At 63.4% G+C, this 18,867-nt stretch carries 21 protein-coding genes; 10 read left to right on the top strand and 11 right to left on the bottom strand.

Going from position 1 to position 18,867, the window contains the following annotated elements:
- The first annotated feature begins 14 nt into the window (after positions 1–14).
- The 3 genes from TQ98_RS04035 to tldD are packed head-to-tail and all read left to right on the top strand — an operon-like array spanning position 15 to position 6,159.
- A complete protein-coding gene (locus TQ98_RS04035; RefSeq protein WP_044872101.1) occupies positions 15–3,809 on the top strand; it encodes a YhdP family protein in 3,795 nt (1,264 codons plus the stop codon).
- Between the two features lie 56 nt (positions 3,810–3,865).
- The gene (locus TQ98_RS04040) at positions 3,866–4,720 is read left to right on the top strand and encodes a carbon-nitrogen hydrolase family protein (RefSeq protein WP_044872100.1); all 855 of its coding nucleotides are present in this window, start codon (positions 3,866–3,868) and stop codon (positions 4,718–4,720) included.
- On the top strand, positions 4,717–6,159 hold the full coding sequence (gene tldD, locus TQ98_RS04045; protein WP_044872099.1) for a metalloprotease TldD: 1,443 nt from the start codon (positions 4,717–4,719) through the stop codon (positions 6,157–6,159). Before TQ98_RS04040 ends, tldD begins: the two co-directional genes overlap by 4 nt.
- An 18-nt stretch (positions 6,160–6,177) precedes the next feature.
- On the opposite strand, the gene yjgA is transcribed toward tldD, so the two are convergent.
- A complete protein-coding gene (gene yjgA / locus TQ98_RS04050) occupies positions 6,178–6,699 on the bottom strand; it encodes a ribosome biogenesis factor YjgA (RefSeq protein ID WP_044872098.1) in 522 nt (173 codons plus the stop codon).
- Between the two features lie 143 nt (positions 6,700–6,842).
- Between yjgA and pmbA the strand changes: the two genes are divergently transcribed.
- Positions 6,843–8,189, top strand: a complete 1,347-nt coding sequence (gene pmbA, locus TQ98_RS04055; RefSeq protein WP_044872097.1) for a metalloprotease PmbA — start codon at positions 6,843–6,845, stop codon at positions 8,187–8,189.
- A 62-nt stretch (positions 8,190–8,251) separates the two neighbouring features.
- Here pmbA and TQ98_RS04060 read toward each other — a convergent pair whose 3' ends face one another.
- The 10 genes from TQ98_RS04060 to TQ98_RS04105 form a co-directional block, all read right to left on the bottom strand.
- Positions 8,252–8,524, bottom strand: coding sequence for an HPr family phosphocarrier protein (locus TQ98_RS04060; protein ID WP_044872096.1), 273 nt, complete (start codon positions 8,522–8,524; stop codon positions 8,252–8,254).
- 16 nt (positions 8,525–8,540) lie between these two features.
- Complete coding sequence (rapZ, locus tag TQ98_RS04065; protein WP_044872095.1) at positions 8,541–9,398, bottom strand: RNase adapter RapZ; 858 nt, start codon at positions 9,396–9,398, stop codon at positions 8,541–8,543.
- 9 nt (positions 9,399–9,407) lie between these two features.
- Complete coding sequence (gene ptsN / locus TQ98_RS04070; RefSeq protein ID WP_044872559.1) at positions 9,408–9,872, bottom strand: PTS IIA-like nitrogen regulatory protein PtsN; 465 nt, start codon at positions 9,870–9,872, stop codon at positions 9,408–9,410.
- Between the two features lie 13 nt (positions 9,873–9,885).
- Positions 9,886–10,194 carry a ribosome-associated translation inhibitor RaiA gene (gene raiA / locus TQ98_RS04075; protein ID WP_044872094.1) on the bottom strand — a complete coding sequence of 103 codons (309 nt, stop codon included), beginning with the start codon at positions 10,192–10,194 and terminating at the stop codon, positions 9,886–9,888.
- Between the two features lie 82 nt (positions 10,195–10,276).
- Complete coding sequence (locus tag TQ98_RS04080) at positions 10,277–11,773, bottom strand: RNA polymerase factor sigma-54 (RefSeq protein WP_044872093.1); 1,497 nt, start codon at positions 11,771–11,773, stop codon at positions 10,277–10,279.
- A gap of 147 nt (positions 11,774–11,920) precedes the next feature.
- Positions 11,921–12,646 carry an LPS export ABC transporter ATP-binding protein gene (gene lptB, locus TQ98_RS04085; protein ID WP_044872092.1) on the bottom strand — a complete coding sequence of 242 codons (726 nt, stop codon included), beginning with the start codon at positions 12,644–12,646 and terminating at the stop codon, positions 11,921–11,923.
- Positions 12,646–13,182, bottom strand: coding sequence for a lipopolysaccharide transport periplasmic protein LptA (gene lptA / locus TQ98_RS04090; protein WP_044872091.1), 537 nt, complete (start codon positions 13,180–13,182; stop codon positions 12,646–12,648). Before lptA ends, lptB begins: the two co-directional genes overlap by 1 nt.
- A complete protein-coding gene (gene lptC / locus TQ98_RS04095; RefSeq protein ID WP_044872090.1) occupies positions 13,169–13,738 on the bottom strand; it encodes an LPS export ABC transporter periplasmic protein LptC in 570 nt (189 codons plus the stop codon). Before lptC ends, lptA begins: the two co-directional genes overlap by 14 nt.
- Positions 13,739–13,747: 9 nt before the next feature.
- Positions 13,748–14,272 carry an HAD family hydrolase gene (locus tag TQ98_RS04100; protein ID WP_044872089.1) on the bottom strand — a complete coding sequence of 175 codons (525 nt, stop codon included), beginning with the start codon at positions 14,270–14,272 and terminating at the stop codon, positions 13,748–13,750.
- Positions 14,272–15,246, bottom strand: coding sequence for a KpsF/GutQ family sugar-phosphate isomerase (locus tag TQ98_RS04105; protein WP_044872088.1), 975 nt, complete (start codon positions 15,244–15,246; stop codon positions 14,272–14,274). The genes TQ98_RS04100 and TQ98_RS04105 overlap by 1 nt, the downstream gene beginning before the upstream one ends.
- A 229-nt stretch (positions 15,247–15,475) precedes the next feature.
- On the opposite strand from TQ98_RS04105, the gene TQ98_RS04110 reads away from it, so the two are divergent.
- From TQ98_RS04110 to TQ98_RS04135, 6 genes are all read left to right on the top strand, one after another.
- The gene (locus TQ98_RS04110) at positions 15,476–16,285 is read left to right on the top strand and encodes an ABC transporter ATP-binding protein (protein WP_044872087.1); all 810 of its coding nucleotides are present in this window, start codon (positions 15,476–15,478) and stop codon (positions 16,283–16,285) included.
- Positions 16,285–17,082 (top strand): lipid asymmetry maintenance ABC transporter permease subunit MlaE, encoded by a 798-nt coding sequence (mlaE, locus tag TQ98_RS04115; protein WP_044872086.1) that lies wholly within the window; start codon positions 16,285–16,287, stop codon positions 17,080–17,082. The genes TQ98_RS04110 and mlaE overlap by 1 nt, the downstream gene beginning before the upstream one ends.
- On the top strand, positions 17,082–17,549 hold the full coding sequence (gene mlaD, locus TQ98_RS04120; protein ID WP_044872085.1) for an outer membrane lipid asymmetry maintenance protein MlaD: 468 nt from the start codon (positions 17,082–17,084) through the stop codon (positions 17,547–17,549). The genes mlaE and mlaD overlap by 1 nt, the downstream gene beginning before the upstream one ends.
- 11 nt (positions 17,550–17,560) lie before the next feature.
- The gene (locus TQ98_RS04125; RefSeq protein WP_044872084.1) at positions 17,561–18,205 is read left to right on the top strand and encodes an ABC transporter substrate-binding protein; all 645 of its coding nucleotides are present in this window, start codon (positions 17,561–17,563) and stop codon (positions 18,203–18,205) included.
- A complete protein-coding gene (locus tag TQ98_RS04130; RefSeq protein WP_044872083.1) occupies positions 18,202–18,510 on the top strand; it encodes an STAS domain-containing protein in 309 nt (102 codons plus the stop codon). Before TQ98_RS04125 ends, TQ98_RS04130 begins: the two co-directional genes overlap by 4 nt.
- A gap of 109 nt (positions 18,511–18,619) precedes the next feature.
- Positions 18,620–18,859 (top strand): BolA family protein, encoded by a 240-nt coding sequence (locus TQ98_RS04135; protein WP_044872082.1) that lies wholly within the window; start codon positions 18,620–18,622, stop codon positions 18,857–18,859.
- Positions 18,860–18,867: the final 8 nt, after the last annotated feature.

The following is an 18,867-nucleotide window of genomic DNA, read 5'->3' on the forward strand; positions in this document are numbered from 1 at the left end:
TCGCTCGTGGGTTGATGCGCCTGCTGCGCTGGCTGCTGGCACTCTGCGCCCTGTTCCTGGTACTGGCGGCGCTTTACGTCAGCCTGGGGCGCGAACTGGTGCCGCTGGTGGCCGAATATCGCGCCGAAGCGGAAGCCAAGGGCTCGGCCGCGCTTGGGCGCACCTTGAAGATCGGCAGCCTGGAAGGGCGCTGGAACGACCTGTCACCGCTGCTGATCGCCCATGACGTCCAGTTAGGGGACGGCGACGGTGCGTTGCGCCTGGACCAGCTCCGCGTAGTGCCCGACGTGCTTGGCAGCCTGTTGGCCCGGCAACCACGCATCGCCCGCCTGGAACTGGATGGCGTACAGCTGCGCCTGAGCCAGGACGCCGGCGGGCAATGGCAGCTGGAAGGCTTTGAAGTCAGTCCGGCCAGCCCGGCTCCTGGTCCCGGACAGGTGCTAGGCCTGCTGCAGCTCGTCAGTCAGGTTTCGGTGCTGAACAGCCAGCTCACCCTGGCGCCCCACGGCCAGGAGCCGGCCAACTTCACACAGGCCAGTCTCAGCGTGCGAGCCAGTGGGAGCCGCCAGCGACTGGACGGCCGCATCACGCTGCCCGACGGATTGCCATTGTCCCTGCGCCTGAGCACCCGCCTGGATCGGGAATCCTGGCTGCAGAGCGAGGCTGAGCTCTACCTCAGCCTGCCGCAGAGTGACTGGACGCGCTGGCTGCCCGCCGGCCTGACCCGCGACTGGCACCTGCAGCGTCTGCAGGCAGGTGGCGAAACCTGGCTGGAGTGGGCGCGGGGTGGCCTGCAGCGGGCCGTCGCCAGGTTGCATGTGCCTGAAGCGCGAGGCGCCTATGCCGACCGCAAACCGGTGACCCTGAGCAACCTGGGCCTGAACGCGTACTTCACGCGCAGCGAGGAGGGATTCCAGGTCCTGCTGGACTCCCTGGCGCTGAACATCGGCAAGGAGCGCTGGGGCGAGGCCCATATCCGCCTTGATCACAAGGCGGGCGAACAGCCCGAGTGGAGCCTGGGAGCCGACCGCCTGGACATCGCGCCGCTCCTGCCGCTGGTGGACGCCCTGGTGCCCCTGCCCGAGCCGGCTGCCGCTGCGGTGGCGGGCCTGGCGCCCCGCGGTGCCTTGCGCAACGTCAGCCTGCACTATCGGCCGCAGCAGGAAGGCGCCAAGCGGCTGGAGTTCAGCAGTAACCTGAGTGCCGTCAGTATCAATGCCTATCATGGCGCGCCCGCGGCGGAGAACGTCAGCGGCAGCCTGGTGGGTGACCTTCAGCAAGGTGAACTGCGCCTGGATTCGAACGACTTCGCGCTGCACCTGGACCACCTCTTTCCCAAACCCTGGCGCTACCGGGAGGCTCGCGCGCGGCTGACCTGGAAGCTGGACGACACAGCCTTCACCCTGGCCAGCCCCTACATGCGTCTGGAGGGCGAAGAGGGCAAGATCGCCGGCGACATGCTGATCCGCCTGATGCACGATCCCGCAGCCGAGGACTACATGGACCTGCGAGTCGGCCTGCGAGACGGCGACGCCAGCTACACCGAAAAATACCTGCCGACCCTTTCGCCAGGTCTCAAGCCCACCCTGGCCAAGTGGCTCAAGGAGGCCATCAAGGGCGGGGCGGTGGACGAGGGCTTCTTCCAGTACCAGGGCTCCCTGGCGCATGCCGCCGAGCCCGAGGCCCGATCCCTCAGCCTGTTCTTCAAGGTGCATGACGCCGAACTGGCGTTCGAGCCCGGCTGGCCGGAGCTGCGCGAGGCCCGTGGTGACGTGTTCATCGAAGACGCCGGCGTGCGGGTCAACGTGCCGGAAGGGCGCATCCTCGACAGCCGCGTGAGCGATGTCGAAGCCGCGGTGCCTCATGTAGAGCAGGGACAGGTGCCGCGTCTGCAATTGGAGGCACGGCTGGATAGCAGCTTTGCCGATGGTCTCAAGATTCTTCAGGAAGCGCCCATGGGGACGGCATCCACCTTTGCCGGCTGGCAGGGGAAGGGAACTCTCGACGGCAGCTTGAAGTTGGATATCCCCCTGGAAAAAGGCGAGACGTCTCATGTGGTGGTGGATCTCAGCACGGCCGATGCCCAGCTGAAGATTGCCCGCCCCGATCTGTCGTTGACCCAGCTGAAGGGCTCTTTCCGCTACGACACGGCGACCGGCCTCAGCTCCCGGGACATCCGTGGACAGGCCTTTGGCCGGGAAGTGCGCGCGAAGGCACAGGCTGAAGGTCGCGATGGCAAGGCCCGTTCGCGCATTCTCGCCAACGGCAGCATCGCCCTGAACGACCTCACCACCTGGCTCGGTGTCACCCAGCCCATTCCAGCCTCCGGCACGCTGCCTTACAGCCTGAACCTCGTCCTTGATGGCAAGGACAGCCAGCTGCGCGTCGATTCCAACCTCAAGGGCCTGGCCATCGACCTGCCCGCGCCCTTTGGCAAAGCGGCAGCGGAGTCCCGCGACACCAGCTGGCGCATGACCCTCGATGGCGATGAGCGACGCTACTGGCTGGACTACGGGGCCCTCGCCAGCCTTGCGCTGGCGACACCCGTGGGCAAGCTGGAAGAGGCCCGTGGCGACCTGGTGCTGGGCGGCGGCACGGCGGCCCTGCCGGCTAACAAGGGGCTGCGTGTGCGTGGCCGCGTCGAGGAACTGGACGCAGACCCCTGGATGGCGCTGGCCAGGCAGTACGTGCCAAAGGAAAGCGCCGAAAAGGCCCGCATGCTCAACAGTGCCAACCTGGAAATCGGCAAGTTCACGGGGTTCGGCACGAGCCTGGAGAATCTCAAGGCCAGCCTGGAGCGCTCTGCGAACGGCTGGACCCTGGGGCTGAACAGCCCGCTGATGCAGGGCAGCGTGACGGTGGCGGATGCCGGGGACGCGCCCATCGTTATCCACATGAAGCAGGTGCGCCTGCCCAAGCCGCCAGAGAATGACGCTGAAGCCGATGCCAAGCCCGATCCGTTGAAGGGGGTGGACCCGCACCAGGTGCCGGCGCTGGATGTGCGCATCGACCAGGTGGTGCTGGGCGACTCACCGCTGGGCGCCTGGTCCTTCAAGGCGCGGCCCTCGGAGAACGGTATCGCCTTCAAAGAACTCAACCTCGAGCTCAAGGGGCTAAAGATCACGGGATCGGCCGGCTGGGAAGGCACCGCCGAGAGCAGCAGCTCCTGGTACAAGGGGCGGATGGAAGGCAAGAACCTCGCGGATGTACTCAAGGCCTGGAACTTCGCCCCGTCAGTCACCAGCAAGCGCTTCCGTGCGGACGCCGATGGCCGCTGGCCGGGCTCGCCGGCCTGGGTCAGCCTCAAGCGCTATTCCGGTTCCCTGGATGCCAGCATGCGTGATGGCCAGTTCGTCGAGGTGGAAGGCAGCGCCCAGGCCCTGCGGGTGTTCGGCCTGCTCAACTTCAACTCGATCCGCCGCAGGCTGCGCCTGGACTTCTCCGACCTGGTCGGCAAGGGGCTGGCCTATGACCGGGTCAAGGGACTGCTGGTCGGCAGTGACGGACGTTTCGTGACCCAAAAGCCCATTACGGTCGAAAGCCCCTCCAGCGGCCTGGAGATGAACGGTACCCTGGACCTGGCCGCCGACCGTATCGACGCCAAGCTGCTGGTGACCCTGCCGGTGACCAACAACCTGCCGCTGGCCGCGCTGATCGTCGGTGCGCCGGCCATCGGTGGGGCGCTGTTCGTGGTGGACAAGCTGCTGGGCAACCAGGTGGCGCGCTTCGCCAGTGTGCAGTACAAGGTTGAAGGCTCCTGGAAGGACCCCAAGATCTCCTTCGACAAGCCTTTTGAAAAGCCTCATTGAAGCGAGCTATCGCAGCTTGGGTTAGCATGCTTCCCATGCCCCGAGCGGAGATTCCGATGTCCCTTGCCGTGATTCAGATGGTCAGCCAGGACGATGTCCTGGCCAACCTCGCCAGTGCCCGCCACCTGCTGGAGCAGGCTGCCGAAGGTGGCGCGCGCCTGGCGGTGCTGCCGGAAAACTTCGCTGCCATTGGTCGCCGTGACCTGGCTGATCTGGGGCGTGCCGAGGCGGAGGGCACCGGCCCGATCCTGCCCTGGCTGCGCCAGGCGGCCCGCGACCTGAAGTTGTGGATCGTGGCCGGCACGCTTCCCCTGCCGCCGGATGGCCGCCCCCAGGACAAGCCCAATGCCTGCTCGCTGTTGATCGACGAGCAGGGCGACCGTGCGGCCCGCTACGACAAGATTCACCTGTTCGATGTGGACGTCACCGACAACCGTGGCCGCTACCGCGAGTCCGATGACTATGCCCATGGCGCGCAGGTGGTCGTGGCCGATACGCCAGTGGGGCGCCTGGGCCTGACTGTCTGCTACGACCTGCGTTTCCCCGAACTCTATGGCGCCCTGCGTGAAGCGGGCGCTGAACTGATCAGCGCGCCTTCGGCCTTCACCGCCGTCACCGGCGCGGCCCACTGGCAGGTGCTGGTGCGCGCCAGGGCCATCGAAACCCAGTGCTATCTGCTGGCGGCCGGGCAGGGTGGCGTGCATCCCGGCCCGCGCGAGACCTTCGGCCATTCGGCCATCGTCGACCCCTGGGGCCGGGTACTGGCCGAACACGCCACGGGCGAGGCGGTGCTGCTGGCCAGCCGCGACGCCGAGGAGCAGGCGGCGATCCGCCAGCGCATGCCCGTGAGCCACCACCGAAGATTCATTACGCCGGCCAACCCCGGGCCGGCGCGAACGGAGAAGTTATGAGCGACCTCTTGTTATCCGTCAGCGAGCATCTGCTGGCCCCCGGTGACCTCAGCATCGAGCACCTGCCGGAAATCCTCGGCGAGCTCGCCGGTCCGGGCATCGATGCCGCCGATCTCTATTTCCAGGGCCAGGTTTCGGAGTCCTGGGTGCTGGAGGACGGTATCGTCAAGGAAGGCAGCTTCCACCTCGATCAGGGCGTGGGCGTGCGTGCCCAGTCCGGCGAGAAAACTGGATTCGCCTATAGCAATGCCATTACTTCCGATGCCCTGCGCCAGGCTGCGCGGGCGGCACGATCGATCTCCCGCGCCGGTCAGGAAGGCCGGGTACAGGCCTTTGTCAGTCCGCAGATCACCCGCCTCTACGATTCCAGTAGCCCGCTGGACGTGATCAGCCGTGCCGAGAAAGTAGAGTTGCTGAAGAAGGTGGATGCCGCCACCCGTGCCCTGGACTCGCGTATCAAGCAGGTGACCGTGAGCATGGCCGGCGTCTGGGAGCGCATCCTGATCGCCGCCAGCGATGGCAGCCTGGGTGCCGATGTGCGCCCGCTGGTGCGATTCAACGTCAGCGTGATCGTCGAGCAGAACGGTCGCCGCGAGCGCGGTGGTCACGGCGGTGGCGGGCGTACGGATTATCGGTATTTCCTTCAGGAAGACCGCGCCATGGGTTATGCCCGAGAGGCGCTGCGCCAGGCATTGGTGAACCTGGAAGCCGTTCCGGCCCCGGCCGGTACCCTGCCGGTGGTCATGGGCGCAGGCTGGTCAGGCGTGCTGCTGCACGAGGCGGTGGGCCACGGCCTGGAAGGGGACTTCAACCGCAAGGGCAGCTCGGCCTACAGCGGCCGCATTGGTGAGAAGGTGGCTTCCAGCCTCTGCACTATCGTGGACGACGGTACCCTGGCCTACCGTCGAGGTTCCCTCAGCGTCGACGACGAGGGCACCCCGACCCAGTGCACCACGCTGATCGAGAATGGCGTGCTCAAGGGCTACATGCAGGACAAGCTCAACGCCCGCCTGATGAAAGTGGCGCGCACTGGTAACGGCCGTCGCGAGTCCTACGCGCACCTGCCCATGCCGCGCATGACCAATACCTACATGCTGGCCGGCAAGAGCGACCCGCAGGAGATCATCGCCTCGGTGGAGCGCGGTATCTACTGCGCCAACCTTGGCGGCGGCCAAGTGGATATCACCAGCGGCAAGTTCGTGTTCTCCACCAGCGAGGCCTATCTGATCGAGAACGGCAAGATCACCACACCGGTGAAGGGCGCTACCCTGATCGGCAACGGCCCGGAGGCCATGAGCCGGGTGTCCATGGTGGGCAACGACCTGGCGCTGGACAGCGGTGTGGGTACGTGTGGCAAAGACGGGCAATCGGTGCCGGTTGGCGTTGGCCAGCCGACCCTGAAGATCGATGCGATGACGGTAGGTGGGACGGGGGCCTGAAGACGGCCCCCGGAAGGATCAGCGCAGGCCGCGCTTGGTTTCGTCCAGGTCGCGGATGTATTTGAACACCTTGCGCGCGGCGGCTGGCGGTTTGTTGTGGGCCGCTTCGTGCTGGGCATGACGGATGAGACCGCGCAGGTGTTGGCGGTCGGTGTCCGGGTAGTCGGCGACGAAGCTTTCCAGGGCGGCATCGCCACCCTCGATCAAGCGATCGCGCCAGCGCTCCAGGGCGTGGAAACGCTCGTTGTATTCGCGGGTGGAGCTGTCGAGCTGGTCGATCAGGCTGACGATGGCCTCGATGTCCTGCTCGCGCATGAGCTTGCCGATGTACTGGATGTGCCGTTTGCGGGCGACGTGCGCCTTGTGCTTGGGCGCCTCCGCCAGGGCCTTTTGCAGGGCGTCGGTCAGCGGAAGCTTGGCCAGAACGTCGGCCTTGAAAGTGGTCAGGCGCTCGCCGAGTTCCTGCAGGGCATGAAGCTCGCGCTTGACCTGGGTTTTACTCTTCTCTCCGGAGAAGTCGTCGTCGAAGAATTCAGACATGGGGGTGGTCCAGTGGGAAACGCCGCCATGATAACCAGTCGGGGCCGTGTTGTCCGGCCCGGCTGGCGCCGCCGGAGCGCGGTACGTGCGGTGAGGCGCCAGGTTGCTTCCCCGCGTCGAAGAATTTTTGAACTGGAGTGGCTATGAGTGAAGTAGAAGTGGTCGGCCCGGAAGCATTGCCGGAACTGCAGGCGCGGGTCGAGCGCATCCTCGCCGAGGCCCGACGCCAGGGGGCCAGTGCCTGTGAGGTGGCTGTTTCAGTGGAGCAGGGGCTGTCCACCACCGTTCGCCAGGGCGAAGTGGAGACCGTCGAATTCAATCGTGACCAGGGCTTCGGCATTACCCTGTACGTCGGGCAGCGCAAAGGCTCGGCCAGTACCTCGGCGAGCGGCGAAGACGCTATCCGCGAAACCGTGGCAGCGGCCCTGGCCATTGCCAAGCACGCGTCCGAGGACGAGTGCGCCGGCCTCGCCGACGCTGCGCTGATGGCTCGCGAGTTGCCGGAACTGGATCTCTATCATCCCTGGTCCATCACCCCCGAGCAGGCGGTGGAGCAGGCGCTGATCTGCGAAACAGCGGCCTTTGAGACCGACAAGCGCGTCACCAAGGCTGACGGCACCACCCTCAATACCCATCAGGGCTGCCGGGTGTACGGCAACAGCCATGGTTTCGTTGGTGGCTACGCCAGCACTCGCCACAGCCTGAGTTGCGTGATGATTGCCGAACAACAGGGGCAGATGCAGCGGGACTACTGGTACGACGTCAGCCGCATCGGCAGTCAACTGGCCGACCCGGCCAGCATTGGCCGCCGCGCTGCCGAGCGCACCGCAGCTCGCCTGGGCGCACGCCCGGTGCCCACCTGTGAGGTGCCGGTGCTGTTCGCTGCGGAATTGGCTACCGGGCTGTTCGGCAGCTTCCTCGGGGCAATCTCCGGCGGGAACCTGTACCGCAAGTCCTCCTTCCTCGAAGGTGCCCTCGGCCAGCGCCTGTTCCCCGAATGGCTGTCCATCGACGAGCGTCCGCACATCCCACGCGCGATGGCCAGTGCCGCCTTCGACAATGACGGTCTGGCCACCTACGCCAAGCCATTCGTGGAGAAGGGCGAACTAGTGTGCTACGTGCTCGGCACCTATTCCGGCCGCAAGCTTGGTCTGCCCAGCACCGCCAACGCCGGTGGTGTGCACAATCTCTTCGTGACTCACGGCCAGGAAGATCAAGCGGCGCTGCTGCGACGCATGGGCCGCGGCCTGCTGGTGACCGAGCTGATGGGGCAGGGGCTGAATATGGTGACCGGCGATTACTCCCGAGGTGCCGCCGGTTATTGGGTGGAGAACGGTGAGATCCAGTTCCCGGTGCAGGAAGTCACCATTGCCGGCAACCTGAAGGACATGTTCCGCCAGATTCTCGCAGTCGGCAGCGACCTGGAACTGCGCGGCAATATCCGCACAGGCTCGGTCCTGATCGAAAGGATGACGGTGGCCGGCAGCTGATTTCCAAATGCCCTGAACGAAAAAACGCGCCCGATTGGGCGCGTTTTTTTTGGTGAGGCGGGTTACTCGCCTTCGTCGAACTTGTTGTTGATCAGCTCGATCAGCGCGTTCAGGGCGTCGTCGTCCTGTTCACCTTCTGTGTGCAGGTGAATCGGGGTGCCCTTGCCGGCGGCCAGCATCATCACGGCCATGATGCTCTTGCCGTCGACCAGGCTTTCCGGAGAGCGGCCCACACGAATCTGGCAGGGGAAACGACCCGCCACGCCGACGAACTTCGCCGCCGCCCGGGCATGCAGGCCGAGCTTGTTGATGATGGTGATTTCGCAGGCTGGCATCGCGTTTTCAATCCTTCTAACTGAGGTCGCGGTGGCGAACCTGGACATTCTTCAGACTGGGTTTCAGCGCCGCCCCCAAGCGCTCGGCCAGGTATACAGAGCGGTGGTGACCACCGGTGCAGCCGATGGCGATCGTGACGTAGGCACGGTTGCTCGCGGCGAACCGCGGCAGCCATTTGTTCAAATAGCCGAGGATATCCTGATACATCTCCTCGACATCCGGTTGAGCGGCGAGGTATTCGGCGACGGTCGGCTCCAGACCGGAACAGTCGCGTAGCTCGGGCTTCCAGTAGGGATTGGGCAGGCAACGAACATCGAACACCAGGTCGGCATCCACCGGCATGCCGCGCTTGAAGCCGAACGACTCGACCAGGAACGCGGTGCCGGGCTCGGGCTGGTTCAGCAGGCGCAGTTTGATGGCATCGCGTAGCTGGTAGAGGTTGAGGTGCGTGGTGTCGATCTTCAGGTCAGCGAGATCGGCAATGGGCGCCAGCAGCGCTTCCTCGTCGCGGATGGCTTCGGCGAGAGAGCGGTTGTCATTGGTCAGCGGGTGGCGCCGGCGAGTCTCAGAGAAGCGCTTGAGCAGGGTGTCGTGCTCGGCGTCGAGGTAGAGGACATCGCATTTGATATGGCGCTTGCGGGCTTCGTCGAGCAATTCGGGAAAACGCTGCAACTGGCTGGGCAGGTTGCGCGCATCGATCGACACCGCGACCTGGGGCTCCAGCAGTTCGGTATGCAGCAGAGCCCGTTCGGCGAGCTCGGGCAGCAGGCCGGCAGGCAGGTTGTCGATGCAGTAGAAACCGTGATCTTCGAGGACGTCCAGGGCGGTGCTCTTGCCCGACCCGGAGCGGCCGCTGACGATGATCAGGCGCATGGCGAAACCCTAGCGTCCGCTCTGCACGTCCACGACCACCTGGTACAGGCTGGTGCTGTCGGGAGCATGGCGGAGCCGCTCGCGTACATCGCTGCGGTCGAGCATGCTGGCGATCTGACGGAGCAGTTCAAGGTGCTCATCGGTGGCGGCTTCCGGGACCAGCAGAACGAACAGCAGGTCCACGGGGGCGCCATCGATGGCGTCGAAATCGACTGGAGCATCCAGGCGAAGCACTGCGCTGATGGGCGACGTGCAGCCTGTGAGGCGACAGTGGGGAATGGCGATGCCATTACCGAAGCCGGTGGAGCCGAGCTTCTCCCGGGAAACCAGGCTTTCGAAAATGTCCTGGTTGTCGAGGTCGGGAAGGTCACGGGCAACCAGCTTGGCGATCTGTTCCAGAACGCGTTTCTTGCTGCCGCCCGGCACGTTCACGAGGGAACGGCCGGGGGTCAGGATTTGCTCAAGTCGAATCATATAGAGGGGAGGTTCAGCGGGCAGTGGCACCCTGCTGGCGGTTTAGCTGCTTTTCCTTGTGCTTGATCAGTTGGCGATCGAGCTTGTCGGTGAGCAGGTCGATGGCAGCGTACATGTCCTCATGCTCCGCGTTGGCAACGACTTCGCCGCCGGCGACGTGCAAAGTGGCTTCGATTTGCTGTTTGAGTTTCTCGACCTGCATGATCACCTGCACATTAGTGATTCGGTCGAAATGGCGCTCCAGACGGTCGAACTTCTCGACAACGTAGTTGCGCAGGGCGTCGGTCACATCCAGTTGATGTCCACTGATGTTGACTTGCATACCGCTTTCTCCTTATTGCCCGTGTATAAGAGACAGGCTAACGGGCCTGCCACCGGAACACTTTGGCGTGGGTCTATCCGCGTCACATCAGTCGCTTTCGTTCGCTGGAAGGTGCTATCCCAAGGGATTCGCGGTACTTGGCTACTGTGCGACGGGCCACTTGAATGCCCTGTGCCTCCAGTAAACCAGCGATCTTGCTGTCGCTCAACGGCTTTTTCGGATTTTCCGCCGCGACCAGTTTTTTGATGATGGCGCGGATCGCGGTTGACGAGCATTCGCCGCCTTCCGAGGTGCTGACGTGGCTGGAGAAGAAGTACTTCAGCTCGTAGATGCCGCGGGGAGTGTGCATGTATTTCTGGGTGGTCACACGCGAGATGGTGGACTCGTGCATGCCCACGGCCTCGGCGATGTCGTGCAGGACGAGGGGCTTCATCGCCTCTTCGCCATACTCAAGAAAGCCGCGCTGGTGCTCGACGATCTGGGTGGCGACCTTCATCAGGGTTTCGTTGCGGCTCTGCAGGCTCTTGATGAACCAGCGTGCTTCCTGGAGCTGGTTGCGCATGAAAGTGTTGTCGGCGCTGGAGTCCGCGCGACGGACGAAACCTGCATAGTGCGGATTGACCCGCAGGCGCGGTACGGCTTCCTGGTTCAGTTCCACCAGCCAGCGCTCGTTGTGCTTGCGGACGATGACGTCCGGCACCACGTACTCGGGCTCGCTGGCTTCGATCTGGGAACCGGGACGTGGATTCAGGCCCTGGATCAGTTCGATGATCTGGCGCAGGTCATCTTCCTTGACCTTCATGCGGCGCATCAGCTGGCTGTAATCGCGGCTGCCGAGCAGGTCCAGATAGTCGCCTGCCAGGCGCTGGGCTTCGCTGAGCCAGGGGGTGCCCGGGGGCAGCTGGCGCAGTTGCAGAACCAGGCACTCGCGCAGGTCGCGGGCGCCGACGCCAGCGGGCTCGAACTGCTGGATGCGATGCAGTACCACCTCGACCTCATCCAGCTCGATGCCGAGCTCAGGGTCGAAGGAGTCGGCGATCTCGGTCAAAGGCTCTTCGAGATAGCCGTCGTTGTTGATGCAGTCGATCAGGGTGACGGCGATCAGGCGATCGGTGTCGGACATCGGGGCCAGGTTGAGCTGCCAAAGCAGGTGGCTCTGCAGGCTCTCGCCAACCGAGGTACGCGAGGTGAAATCCCACTCGTCGTCATCGTTGCTCGGCAGGCTGCTGGCGCTGGTCTGGTAAACATCTTCCCACGCGGTGTCGACGGGGAGTTCGCTGGGAATGCGGTCATGCCATTCGCCATCATCCATGGCTTCGGCATTGGTCTCGACGCTGGACTCCTGGAAGGCCACTTCCTGGCTGCCGGGATTGGGCAGTTGGTCGCCTTCTGCCATGGGGTCTGCGTTGTCGAAATCGTCGCCGTCCTCCTGCCGCTCGAGCATGGGATTGGATTCCAGCGCTTCCTGGATCTCCTGCTGGAGGTCCAGGGTAGAGAGTTGGAGCAGGCGGATGGCCTGTTGCAGCTGCGGTGTCATCGTCAGCTGCTGGCCCATCTTTAGGACTAGCGATGGTTTCATGGCAGAGGGCTTAGCACCTTATTCGCCGGCGCTCGCGCGCCATCCACTACAGGGCGCCGAGGCGCCACCAGGAAGCAAATTATATGCCTGACCTTGAAGGTTTTTCCTAGCTCTCGCAATCCCTCGTGGAGGAGAAATTGCGGAGGGTTACAGGCGAAACTCGTGGCCCAGGTAGACTTCCTTCACCAACTGGTTGGCCAGGATGGCTTCCGCGTCGCCTTCGGCGATCAACTGGCCGTCACTGACAATGTAGGCTGTCTCGCAGATATCCAGGGTCTCACGGACGTTGTGGTCGGTGATCAATACGCCGATCCCCTTGGCCTTGAGGTGGTGGATGATCTGTTTGATATCGCCTACGGAAATCGGGTCCACACCGGCGAAGGGCTCGTCCAGCAGGATGAATTTGGGGGCGGTGGCCAGTGCACGGGCAATTTCCACCCGACGGCGCTCGCCGCCCGACAGGCTCATGCCGAGGCTGTCGCGGATGTGGCTGATGTGGAATTCCTGCAGGAGGCTTTCCAGCTCCTTGCGGCGCTCGGCGCGATCGAGGTCCTTGCGGGTCTCGAGGATCGCCATGATGTTGTCCGCGACGCTGAGCTTGCGGAAGATCGAGGCTTCCTGCGGCAGGTAGCCGATGCCGGCTCGAGCGCGGCCATGCATGGGCTGGTGGGTGACGTCATTGGAGTCGATCAGGACGCGGCCCTGATCGGCTTTGACCAGGCCGACGATCATGTAGAAGCAGGTGGTCTTGCCGGCGCCGTTGGGGCCGAGAAGGCCGACGATCTGGCCGCTGTCGATGGACAGGCTGACGTCGCGAACCACCTGACGGCTCTTGTAGCTCTTGGCCAGGTGCTGGGCTTTGAGAGTCGCCATTACTGTGCTTTCTGCTCTTTCTTCTTCGGCTGGATGACCATGTCGATCCGCGGGCGCGGGGTGCTGACATTGGCGCCAGTGGCGCGACCTGCGTTTACGATCTGGCGCTGGGTGTCGTAGACGATCTTCTCGCCTTCGAAGGTATTGCCTTCCTGGACAACCTTGGCCTGGTCGAGCAGGATGATGCGCTCGTTGGCGGCGAAGTACTGGATGGTCAGGCCGTAGGCCTTGACGATTTCCTTGTCTACCGCCGGCTTCTGCTCGTAGTAGGCGGGCTTGCCGACCGAGGTGAAGACTTCGATGTCACCGCTGGCGTTCTGGGTGATGGTGACGGTGTCACCGGTGATCTTCAGGGTGCCCTGGGTGATCACCACGTTGCCACGGTAGACCGCGACGCCTTGCTTGTCGTCGAGCTCGGCACTGTCGGCCTGGACGCGGATCGGCTGATCGCGGTCCGTGGGCAGTGCCCAGGCGGTGGCACTTCCGAGTGCGATGCCCAGGCTGAACAACAGGGGGAGGGTGTTAACGAACCTCATGCTGGCCTCTTACGTTGGACTGCAGGATCATCCTGCTGTCATTCAAGTACGCTTTCATTCCTTGTGCCGTGGTCACCCCATTGGCCGCCTCGATTCTAACGGCTTGCTGGGTCTGAGCATATTCCTTGTCGGGAAACACGGTCAGGCGGGTGGTGGTCAGAACGGTCGGACGACCCTTGGCGTCGGTCCGGGCGACCTTGACGTTGTCGATCAATTCGACCTCTTTGCCCTCGGGGCCGACTTCGCCGCGATCGCTCTGTACGTGCCACGGAAAATCGGTGCCACGGTGCAGGAACAGGTCCGGAGTGGTCACGAGGGTGATGTCCGTAGCCTTATAGTGTTCGAGGCGCTTGCCTGTCATCTCGTAGTGGAGTTTGCCGTCCGGCTGGAACTGAGTGCTCTTGCCGTTCTCCACGTAGAAGTCGATGGCGTTGTCGCTGCCGTTAACCGGCGCTCGGTCCATGAAACTTTCCGGGCGGATATTCCAGTAGCCAAGGGCGATCAGCAGCGCCGCGATGGGCGTGAAGATCAGGGCCAGTCGAAGATTTCTGGGCATGGGCAGGCCTCAGAGATAGGCGGCTTGTGCCGCTTCCAGGGCACCCTGGGCGCGCAGGATGAATTCGCAGAACTCACGGGCCGCCCCCTCACCACCGCGCGCCTGAGTCACGCCATGGGCGTGCTGGCGCACGAAGGCGTCGGCGTTGGCCACGGCCATGCCCAGGCCGACACGGCGAATCACCGGAAGGTCGGGCAGGTCGTCGCCAAGATAGGCGACCTGGTCATAGGTCAGGCCGAGTTCGGCGAGCAGGCCGTCGAGCACCACCAACTTGTCTTCACGGCCCTGGAACAGGTGCTGGATGCCGAGGTTCTGCGCGCGGCGCTCGACCACCTCTGACTGGCGGCCACTGATGATCGCGGTGCGCACGCCGGCGTTCATCAGCATCTTGATGCCGTGGCCGTCGAGGGTATTGAAGGTCTTGAATTCGCCGCCGCCGGGCAGGAAATAAAGGCGGCCGTCGGTCAACACGCCATCGACGTCGAATACGGCCAGGCGGACCGCCTTGGCACGGGCGAGGAGTTCGTTGCTCATCAGATCACTCCGGCTCGGGTCAGGTCGTGGATGTGCAGGGCGCCGACGGGGCGATCGGCTTCGTCCACCACCACCAGCACATTGATCTTGTGGTCATCCATGATTTTCAGCGCTTCAGCGGCGAGCATCTCCGGGCGCACGGTCTTGCCGTGGACGGTCATGACGTCGTCGATGCTGGCATGGCGTACGTCGATACCCTTGTCCAGGGTCCTGCGCAGATCGCCGTCGGTGAAGATACCGGCGAGGCGGCCGTCATTTTCCAGGACCGCGGTCATGCCCAGGCCTTTGCGGGTCATTTCCAGCAGCGCTTCGCGCAGCGGCGTGCGGCGGGCAACGCTCGGCAGGCTGTCGCCGGCGTGCATGATGTTTTCCACTTTGAGCAGCAGGCGTCGTCCAAGCGCGCCGCCCGGGTGGGAGAAGGCAAAATCTTCTGCGGTGAAGCCGCGAGCCTCCAGCAGGGCAATGGCCAGTGCGTCGCCCAGTACCAGCGACGCCGTGGTGGAGGAGGTGGGTGCCAGGTTCAGCGGGCAGGCCTCCTGGGCCACGCGAGCGTCGAGATTGGCGGCAGCGGCCTTGGCGAGCGGTGAGTCCGGATTGCCGGTAAGGCTGATCAGGGTGATGCCCAGGCGCTTGATCAGCGGCAGCAGGGTGACGATTTCGGCGGTCGAGCCGGAGTTGGACAGGGCGAGGACCACATCTTCACGGGTGATCATGCCCATGTCGCCATGGCTGGCTTCGGCAGGGTGGACAAAGAAGGACGGGGTGCCGGTGCTGGCCAGCGTGGCGGCGATCTTGTTGCCGATATGCCCCGACTTGCCCATCCCCACCACGACGACCCGTCCCTTGCAGGCCAGAATCAGCTCGCAGGCGCGAACGAAATCGGCGTCGATGCGCGGCATCAGGGCGTCGATGGCCTCGCGTTCGAGTTGGATAGTGCGTTGTGCGGACTTGATCAGATCGCTGGATTGGCTCATGAGGGCGTGCAGTTGCCGAAGGAAAAGGCAGCGATTATAGCGACAAAGGTGATTTAGCTCACGCACGAATGCCGAGGAAGCTGTCGCAAAGCTGAATGGAGAAAGTGCGGCCTTGGGAGGCGCATTTGCGCAGTGATATAGTTCGCGACTTGTTCGGCCCGTCCTGGCCGGGGTGTCCTTGCGTTGGGGCGCGTCGTCTTTCAGGGAGGCTGTATCGCAAGGAGTCTAGATGAGCGCCGAAAACGCCTACGCCGTGGAGTTGAAGGGGGTCACCTTCAAGCGCGGCACGCGAAGCATTTTCCAGGATGTCGATATCCGCATCCCGCGCGGCAAGGTGACGGGCATCATGGGGCCATCCGGTTGCGGCAAGACGACATTGCTGCGTCTGATAGCTGCCCAGCTCAAGCCGGCCAGCGGCGTAGTCTGGGTCAATGGCCAGAATCTGCCGAAGCTCTCCCGCGCTGACTTGTTCGACATGCGCAAGCAGTTCGGTGTGCTGTTCCAGAGCGGTGCGCTGTTCACTGACCTGGATGTCTTCGAGAACGTTGCCTTTCCCCTGCGGGTGCATACCAAGCTTCCCGAAGAAATGATTCGTGACATCGTTCTGATGAAACTCCAGGCAGTCGGCCTGCGCGGTGCCATCGAACTGATGCCAGACGAGCTTTCCGGCGGTATGAAACGCCGTGTGGCGCTGGCTCGCGCCATCGCTCTCGATCCGCAGATCCTGATGTATGACGAACCGTTCGTCGGCCAGGACCCCATCGCCATGGGCGTGCTGGTACGGCTGATCCGCCTGCTCAACGATGCACTGGGCATCACCAGCATCGTGGTCTCCCACGACCTGGCCGAAACCGCGAGCATCGCCGACTACATCTATGTGGTGGGTGACGCGCAAGTGCTGGGGCAGGGGACTCCCGACGAATTGATGAACTCCGATAACCCGCGTATCCGCCAGTTCATGAAAGGTATCCCGGATGGCCCGGTACCCTTCCATTTCCCGGCACCGGATTACCGTAAAGACCTGCTGGGGGGGCGCTGATGCGCAAGAAGTCCTTGCTCGAGCGCATTCGGCTGCTCGGGCGTTCCGGTCTGGATGTGTTGGAATCCCTCGGGCGTTCCACCCTGTTCCTGCTCCATGCCCTCTTCGGGCGCACCGGTGTGGGGCAGGGGTTCCACTTGCTGGTCAAGCAGCTCTACGCCGTCGGCGTGCTGTCGCTGGCGATCATCGTGGTTTCGGGCATCTTCATCGGCATGGTGCTGGCCCTGCAGGGCTATAACATCCTGGTGGATTACGGCTCCGAACAGGCGGTGGGCCAGATGGTCGCCCTGACCCTGTTGCGTGAGCTGGGGCCGGTGGTGACCGGCCTGCTCTTTGCCGGCCGTGCGGGCTCCGCCCTGACTGCCGAAATCGGCAACATGAAGTCCACCGAGCAGTTGTCCAGCCTGGAAATGATCGGCGTCGATCCGCTCAAGTACATCATTGCGCCGCGCCTGTGGGCGGGTTTCATCTCGATGCCGCTGCTGGCCATTATCTTCAGCGTGGTGGGCATCTGGGGTGGTGCCATGGTGGCGGTGGACTGGCTCGGGGTCTACGAGGGCTCCTTCTGGTCCAACATGCAGAACAGTGTTCAATTCACCGAGGATGTGCTGAACGGCGTGATCAAGAGCGTCGTATTCGCCTTCGTGGTGACCTGGATCGCCGTGTTCCAGGGCTATGACTGCGAGCCGACCTCGGAAGGGATCAGCCGCGCAACCACTAAAACCGTGGTCTATGCCTCTCTGGCCGTGCTGGGGCTGGACTTCATCCTGACCGCCTTGATGTTTGGAGATTTCTGATGCAAATCCGCACCTTGGAAATTGGTGTCGGCCTGTTCCTCCTGGCCGGTCTGTTGGCCTTGCTGCTTCTGGCTCTGCGGGTCAGCGGGTTGTCCTACGGCGCCAGTGACGATACGTATAAGCTCTATGCTCATTTTGACAATATTGCCGGTCTGACTGTCAGAGCGAAGGTAACCATGGCTGGCGTCACCATCGGCAAGGTCACCGCCATCGACCTGGATCGCGACAGCTACACCGGCCGTGTGACGATGGAAGTCGAGAAGCGTGTGGATAACCTGCCTGTGGATTCCACCGCCTCCATCCTCACTGCGGGTCTGCTGGGTGAGAAGTACATTGGCATCAGCGTTGGCGGCGACGAAGAACTGCTCAAGGACGGCGGCACTATTCGTGATACCCAGTCGGCCCTGGTGCTGGAAGACCTGATCGGCAAGTTCCTGCTGAACTCGGTCAACAAAGAGAGCAAATGAGGACTAGAGATATGATCAAAGCCCTGCGAAATGGCCTGCTGGTGCTGCTGGCAGCCCTGCCAATGCTGGCCAATGCTGCACCCAGCGCACACGAAGTGGTCCAGCAGACCACCAACCAGCTGCTGGCAGACCTCAAGGCGAACAAGCAGCAGTATCGCAGCGATCCCAATGCCTTCTACGACGCCCTGAACCGTATCCTCGGGCCGGTGGTGGACTCTGATGGTATTTCCCGCAGCATCATGACGGTGAAGTACTCCCGGAACGCGACTCCGGAGCAGATGGCCCGCTTCCAGGAGAGCTTCAAGCGCAGCCTGATCCAGTTCTACGGCAACGCGCTGTTGGAGTATGACAACCAGGACATCCGCGTGCTGCCAGCCAAGAAGGAAGACCCCGAACGCACCAGCGTTGGCATGGAGGTCAAGGGCAGCAACGGCGCCATCTATCCGGTTTCCTACACCATGGTGAACGTCAACGGGCAGTGGATGCTGCGTAATGTGATCATCAACGGCATCAACATCGGCAAGCTCTTCCGCGATCAGTTCGCCGACACCATGCAGAAAAACGGCAACGATCTGGACAAGACCATCAACGGTTGGTCCGAAGTGGTTGCCAAGGCCAAGGACTCCGAAGAAGCCAAGAAGGCGGGCGGCCAATGAGCGAGGCCCGTATCGAGCAGGCCGCTCCTGGCGAGTTGCGCCTGGTCGGCGTGCTCGACTACAGCACCGGGCCGCAATTGCGTGAGCAGGGCAGTAAGCTGATCCGCGCAAGCAATGGTGCGAGCCTGCTGGTGGACTGCTCGGCGGTGGAGAAGACCAGTAGCGTGGGGCTCGCCCTGCTGCTGGCCTTCATGCGCGATGCTGAGGCTGCCGGCAAGGCAGTGAAGCTGCGCGGACTGCCCAACGATATGCGGCAGATCGCCGAAGTGTCTGGAATGACCGAGCTCCTGCCCCTGGAGGCTTGAGCCGGTCCAACAGCCCTCCGTCAGGCCCCGAGCGCGCGGGGTTCGCAGGCGGAGGGCTTTTTTGTATCATGGCCGACCCGCGCGCGTTGGGCGCCGATTGAGGTTGAGCATGCAGGCCGTAGAAGTGAAAAACTTCCTGGAGACGAAACTGCCAGGTACCCAGGTGGAAGTGGAAGGTGAAGGCTGTAACTTCCAGTTGAACCTGATCAGTGACGAGCTGGCCGGCCTGAGCCCGGTGAAGCGCCAGCAGCAGGTATACGCCCACCTGAACCCCTGGATCGCCGATGGCACCATCCACGCCGTAACGATGAAATTCTTCAGCCGGGCCGCCTGGGCCGAGCGTTCCTGAGCCCAGTT

Source organism: Pseudomonas sp. LFM046 (genome assembly GCF_000949385.2).
Taxonomy (GTDB): domain Bacteria; phylum Pseudomonadota; class Gammaproteobacteria; order Pseudomonadales; family Pseudomonadaceae; genus Metapseudomonas.

Bases quoted from the DNA above. Each gene is read 5' to 3' on its own strand.
- TQ98_RS04035 (WP_044872101.1), top strand. From the start codon at position 15: ATGCGCCTGCTGCGCTGGCTGCTGGCACTCTGCGCCCTGTTCCTGGTA.
- TQ98_RS04040 (WP_044872100.1), top strand. From the start codon at position 3,866: ATGTCCCTTGCCGTGATTCAGATGGTCAGCCAGGACGATGTCCTGGCC.
- tldD (WP_044872099.1), top strand. From the start codon at position 4,717: ATGAGCGACCTCTTGTTATCCGTCAGCGAGCATCTGCTGGCCCCCGGT.
- yjgA (WP_044872098.1), bottom strand. From the start codon at position 6,699: ATGTCTGAATTCTTCGACGACGACTTCTCCGGAGAGAAGAGTAAAACC.
- pmbA (WP_044872097.1), top strand. From the start codon at position 6,843: ATGAGTGAAGTAGAAGTGGTCGGCCCGGAAGCATTGCCGGAACTGCAG.
- TQ98_RS04060 (WP_044872096.1), bottom strand. From the start codon at position 8,524: ATGCCAGCCTGCGAAATCACCATCATCAACAAGCTCGGCCTGCATGCC.
- rapZ (WP_044872095.1), bottom strand. From the start codon at position 9,398: ATGCGCCTGATCATCGTCAGCGGCCGCTCCGGGTCGGGCAAGAGCACC.
- ptsN (WP_044872559.1), bottom strand. From the start codon at position 9,872: ATGATTCGACTTGAGCAAATCCTGACCCCCGGCCGTTCCCTCGTGAAC.
- raiA (WP_044872094.1), bottom strand. From the start codon at position 10,194: ATGCAAGTCAACATCAGTGGACATCAACTGGATGTGACCGACGCCCTG.
- TQ98_RS04080 (WP_044872093.1), bottom strand. From the start codon at position 11,773: ATGAAACCATCGCTAGTCCTAAAGATGGGCCAGCAGCTGACGATGACA.
- lptB (WP_044872092.1), bottom strand. From the start codon at position 12,646: ATGGCGACTCTCAAAGCCCAGCACCTGGCCAAGAGCTACAAGAGCCGT.
- lptA (WP_044872091.1), bottom strand. From the start codon at position 13,182: ATGAGGTTCGTTAACACCCTCCCCCTGTTGTTCAGCCTGGGCATCGCA.
- lptC (WP_044872090.1), bottom strand. From the start codon at position 13,738: ATGCCCAGAAATCTTCGACTGGCCCTGATCTTCACGCCCATCGCGGCG.
- TQ98_RS04100 (WP_044872089.1), bottom strand. From the start codon at position 14,272: ATGAGCAACGAACTCCTCGCCCGTGCCAAGGCGGTCCGCCTGGCCGTA.
- TQ98_RS04105 (WP_044872088.1), bottom strand. From the start codon at position 15,246: ATGAGCCAATCCAGCGATCTGATCAAGTCCGCACAACGCACTATCCAA.
- TQ98_RS04110 (WP_044872087.1), top strand. From the start codon at position 15,476: ATGAGCGCCGAAAACGCCTACGCCGTGGAGTTGAAGGGGGTCACCTTC.
- mlaE (WP_044872086.1), top strand. From the start codon at position 16,285: ATGCGCAAGAAGTCCTTGCTCGAGCGCATTCGGCTGCTCGGGCGTTCC.
- mlaD (WP_044872085.1), top strand. From the start codon at position 17,082: ATGCAAATCCGCACCTTGGAAATTGGTGTCGGCCTGTTCCTCCTGGCC.
- TQ98_RS04125 (WP_044872084.1), top strand. From the start codon at position 17,561: ATGATCAAAGCCCTGCGAAATGGCCTGCTGGTGCTGCTGGCAGCCCTG.
- TQ98_RS04130 (WP_044872083.1), top strand. From the start codon at position 18,202: ATGAGCGAGGCCCGTATCGAGCAGGCCGCTCCTGGCGAGTTGCGCCTG.
- TQ98_RS04135 (WP_044872082.1), top strand. From the start codon at position 18,620: ATGCAGGCCGTAGAAGTGAAAAACTTCCTGGAGACGAAACTGCCAGGT.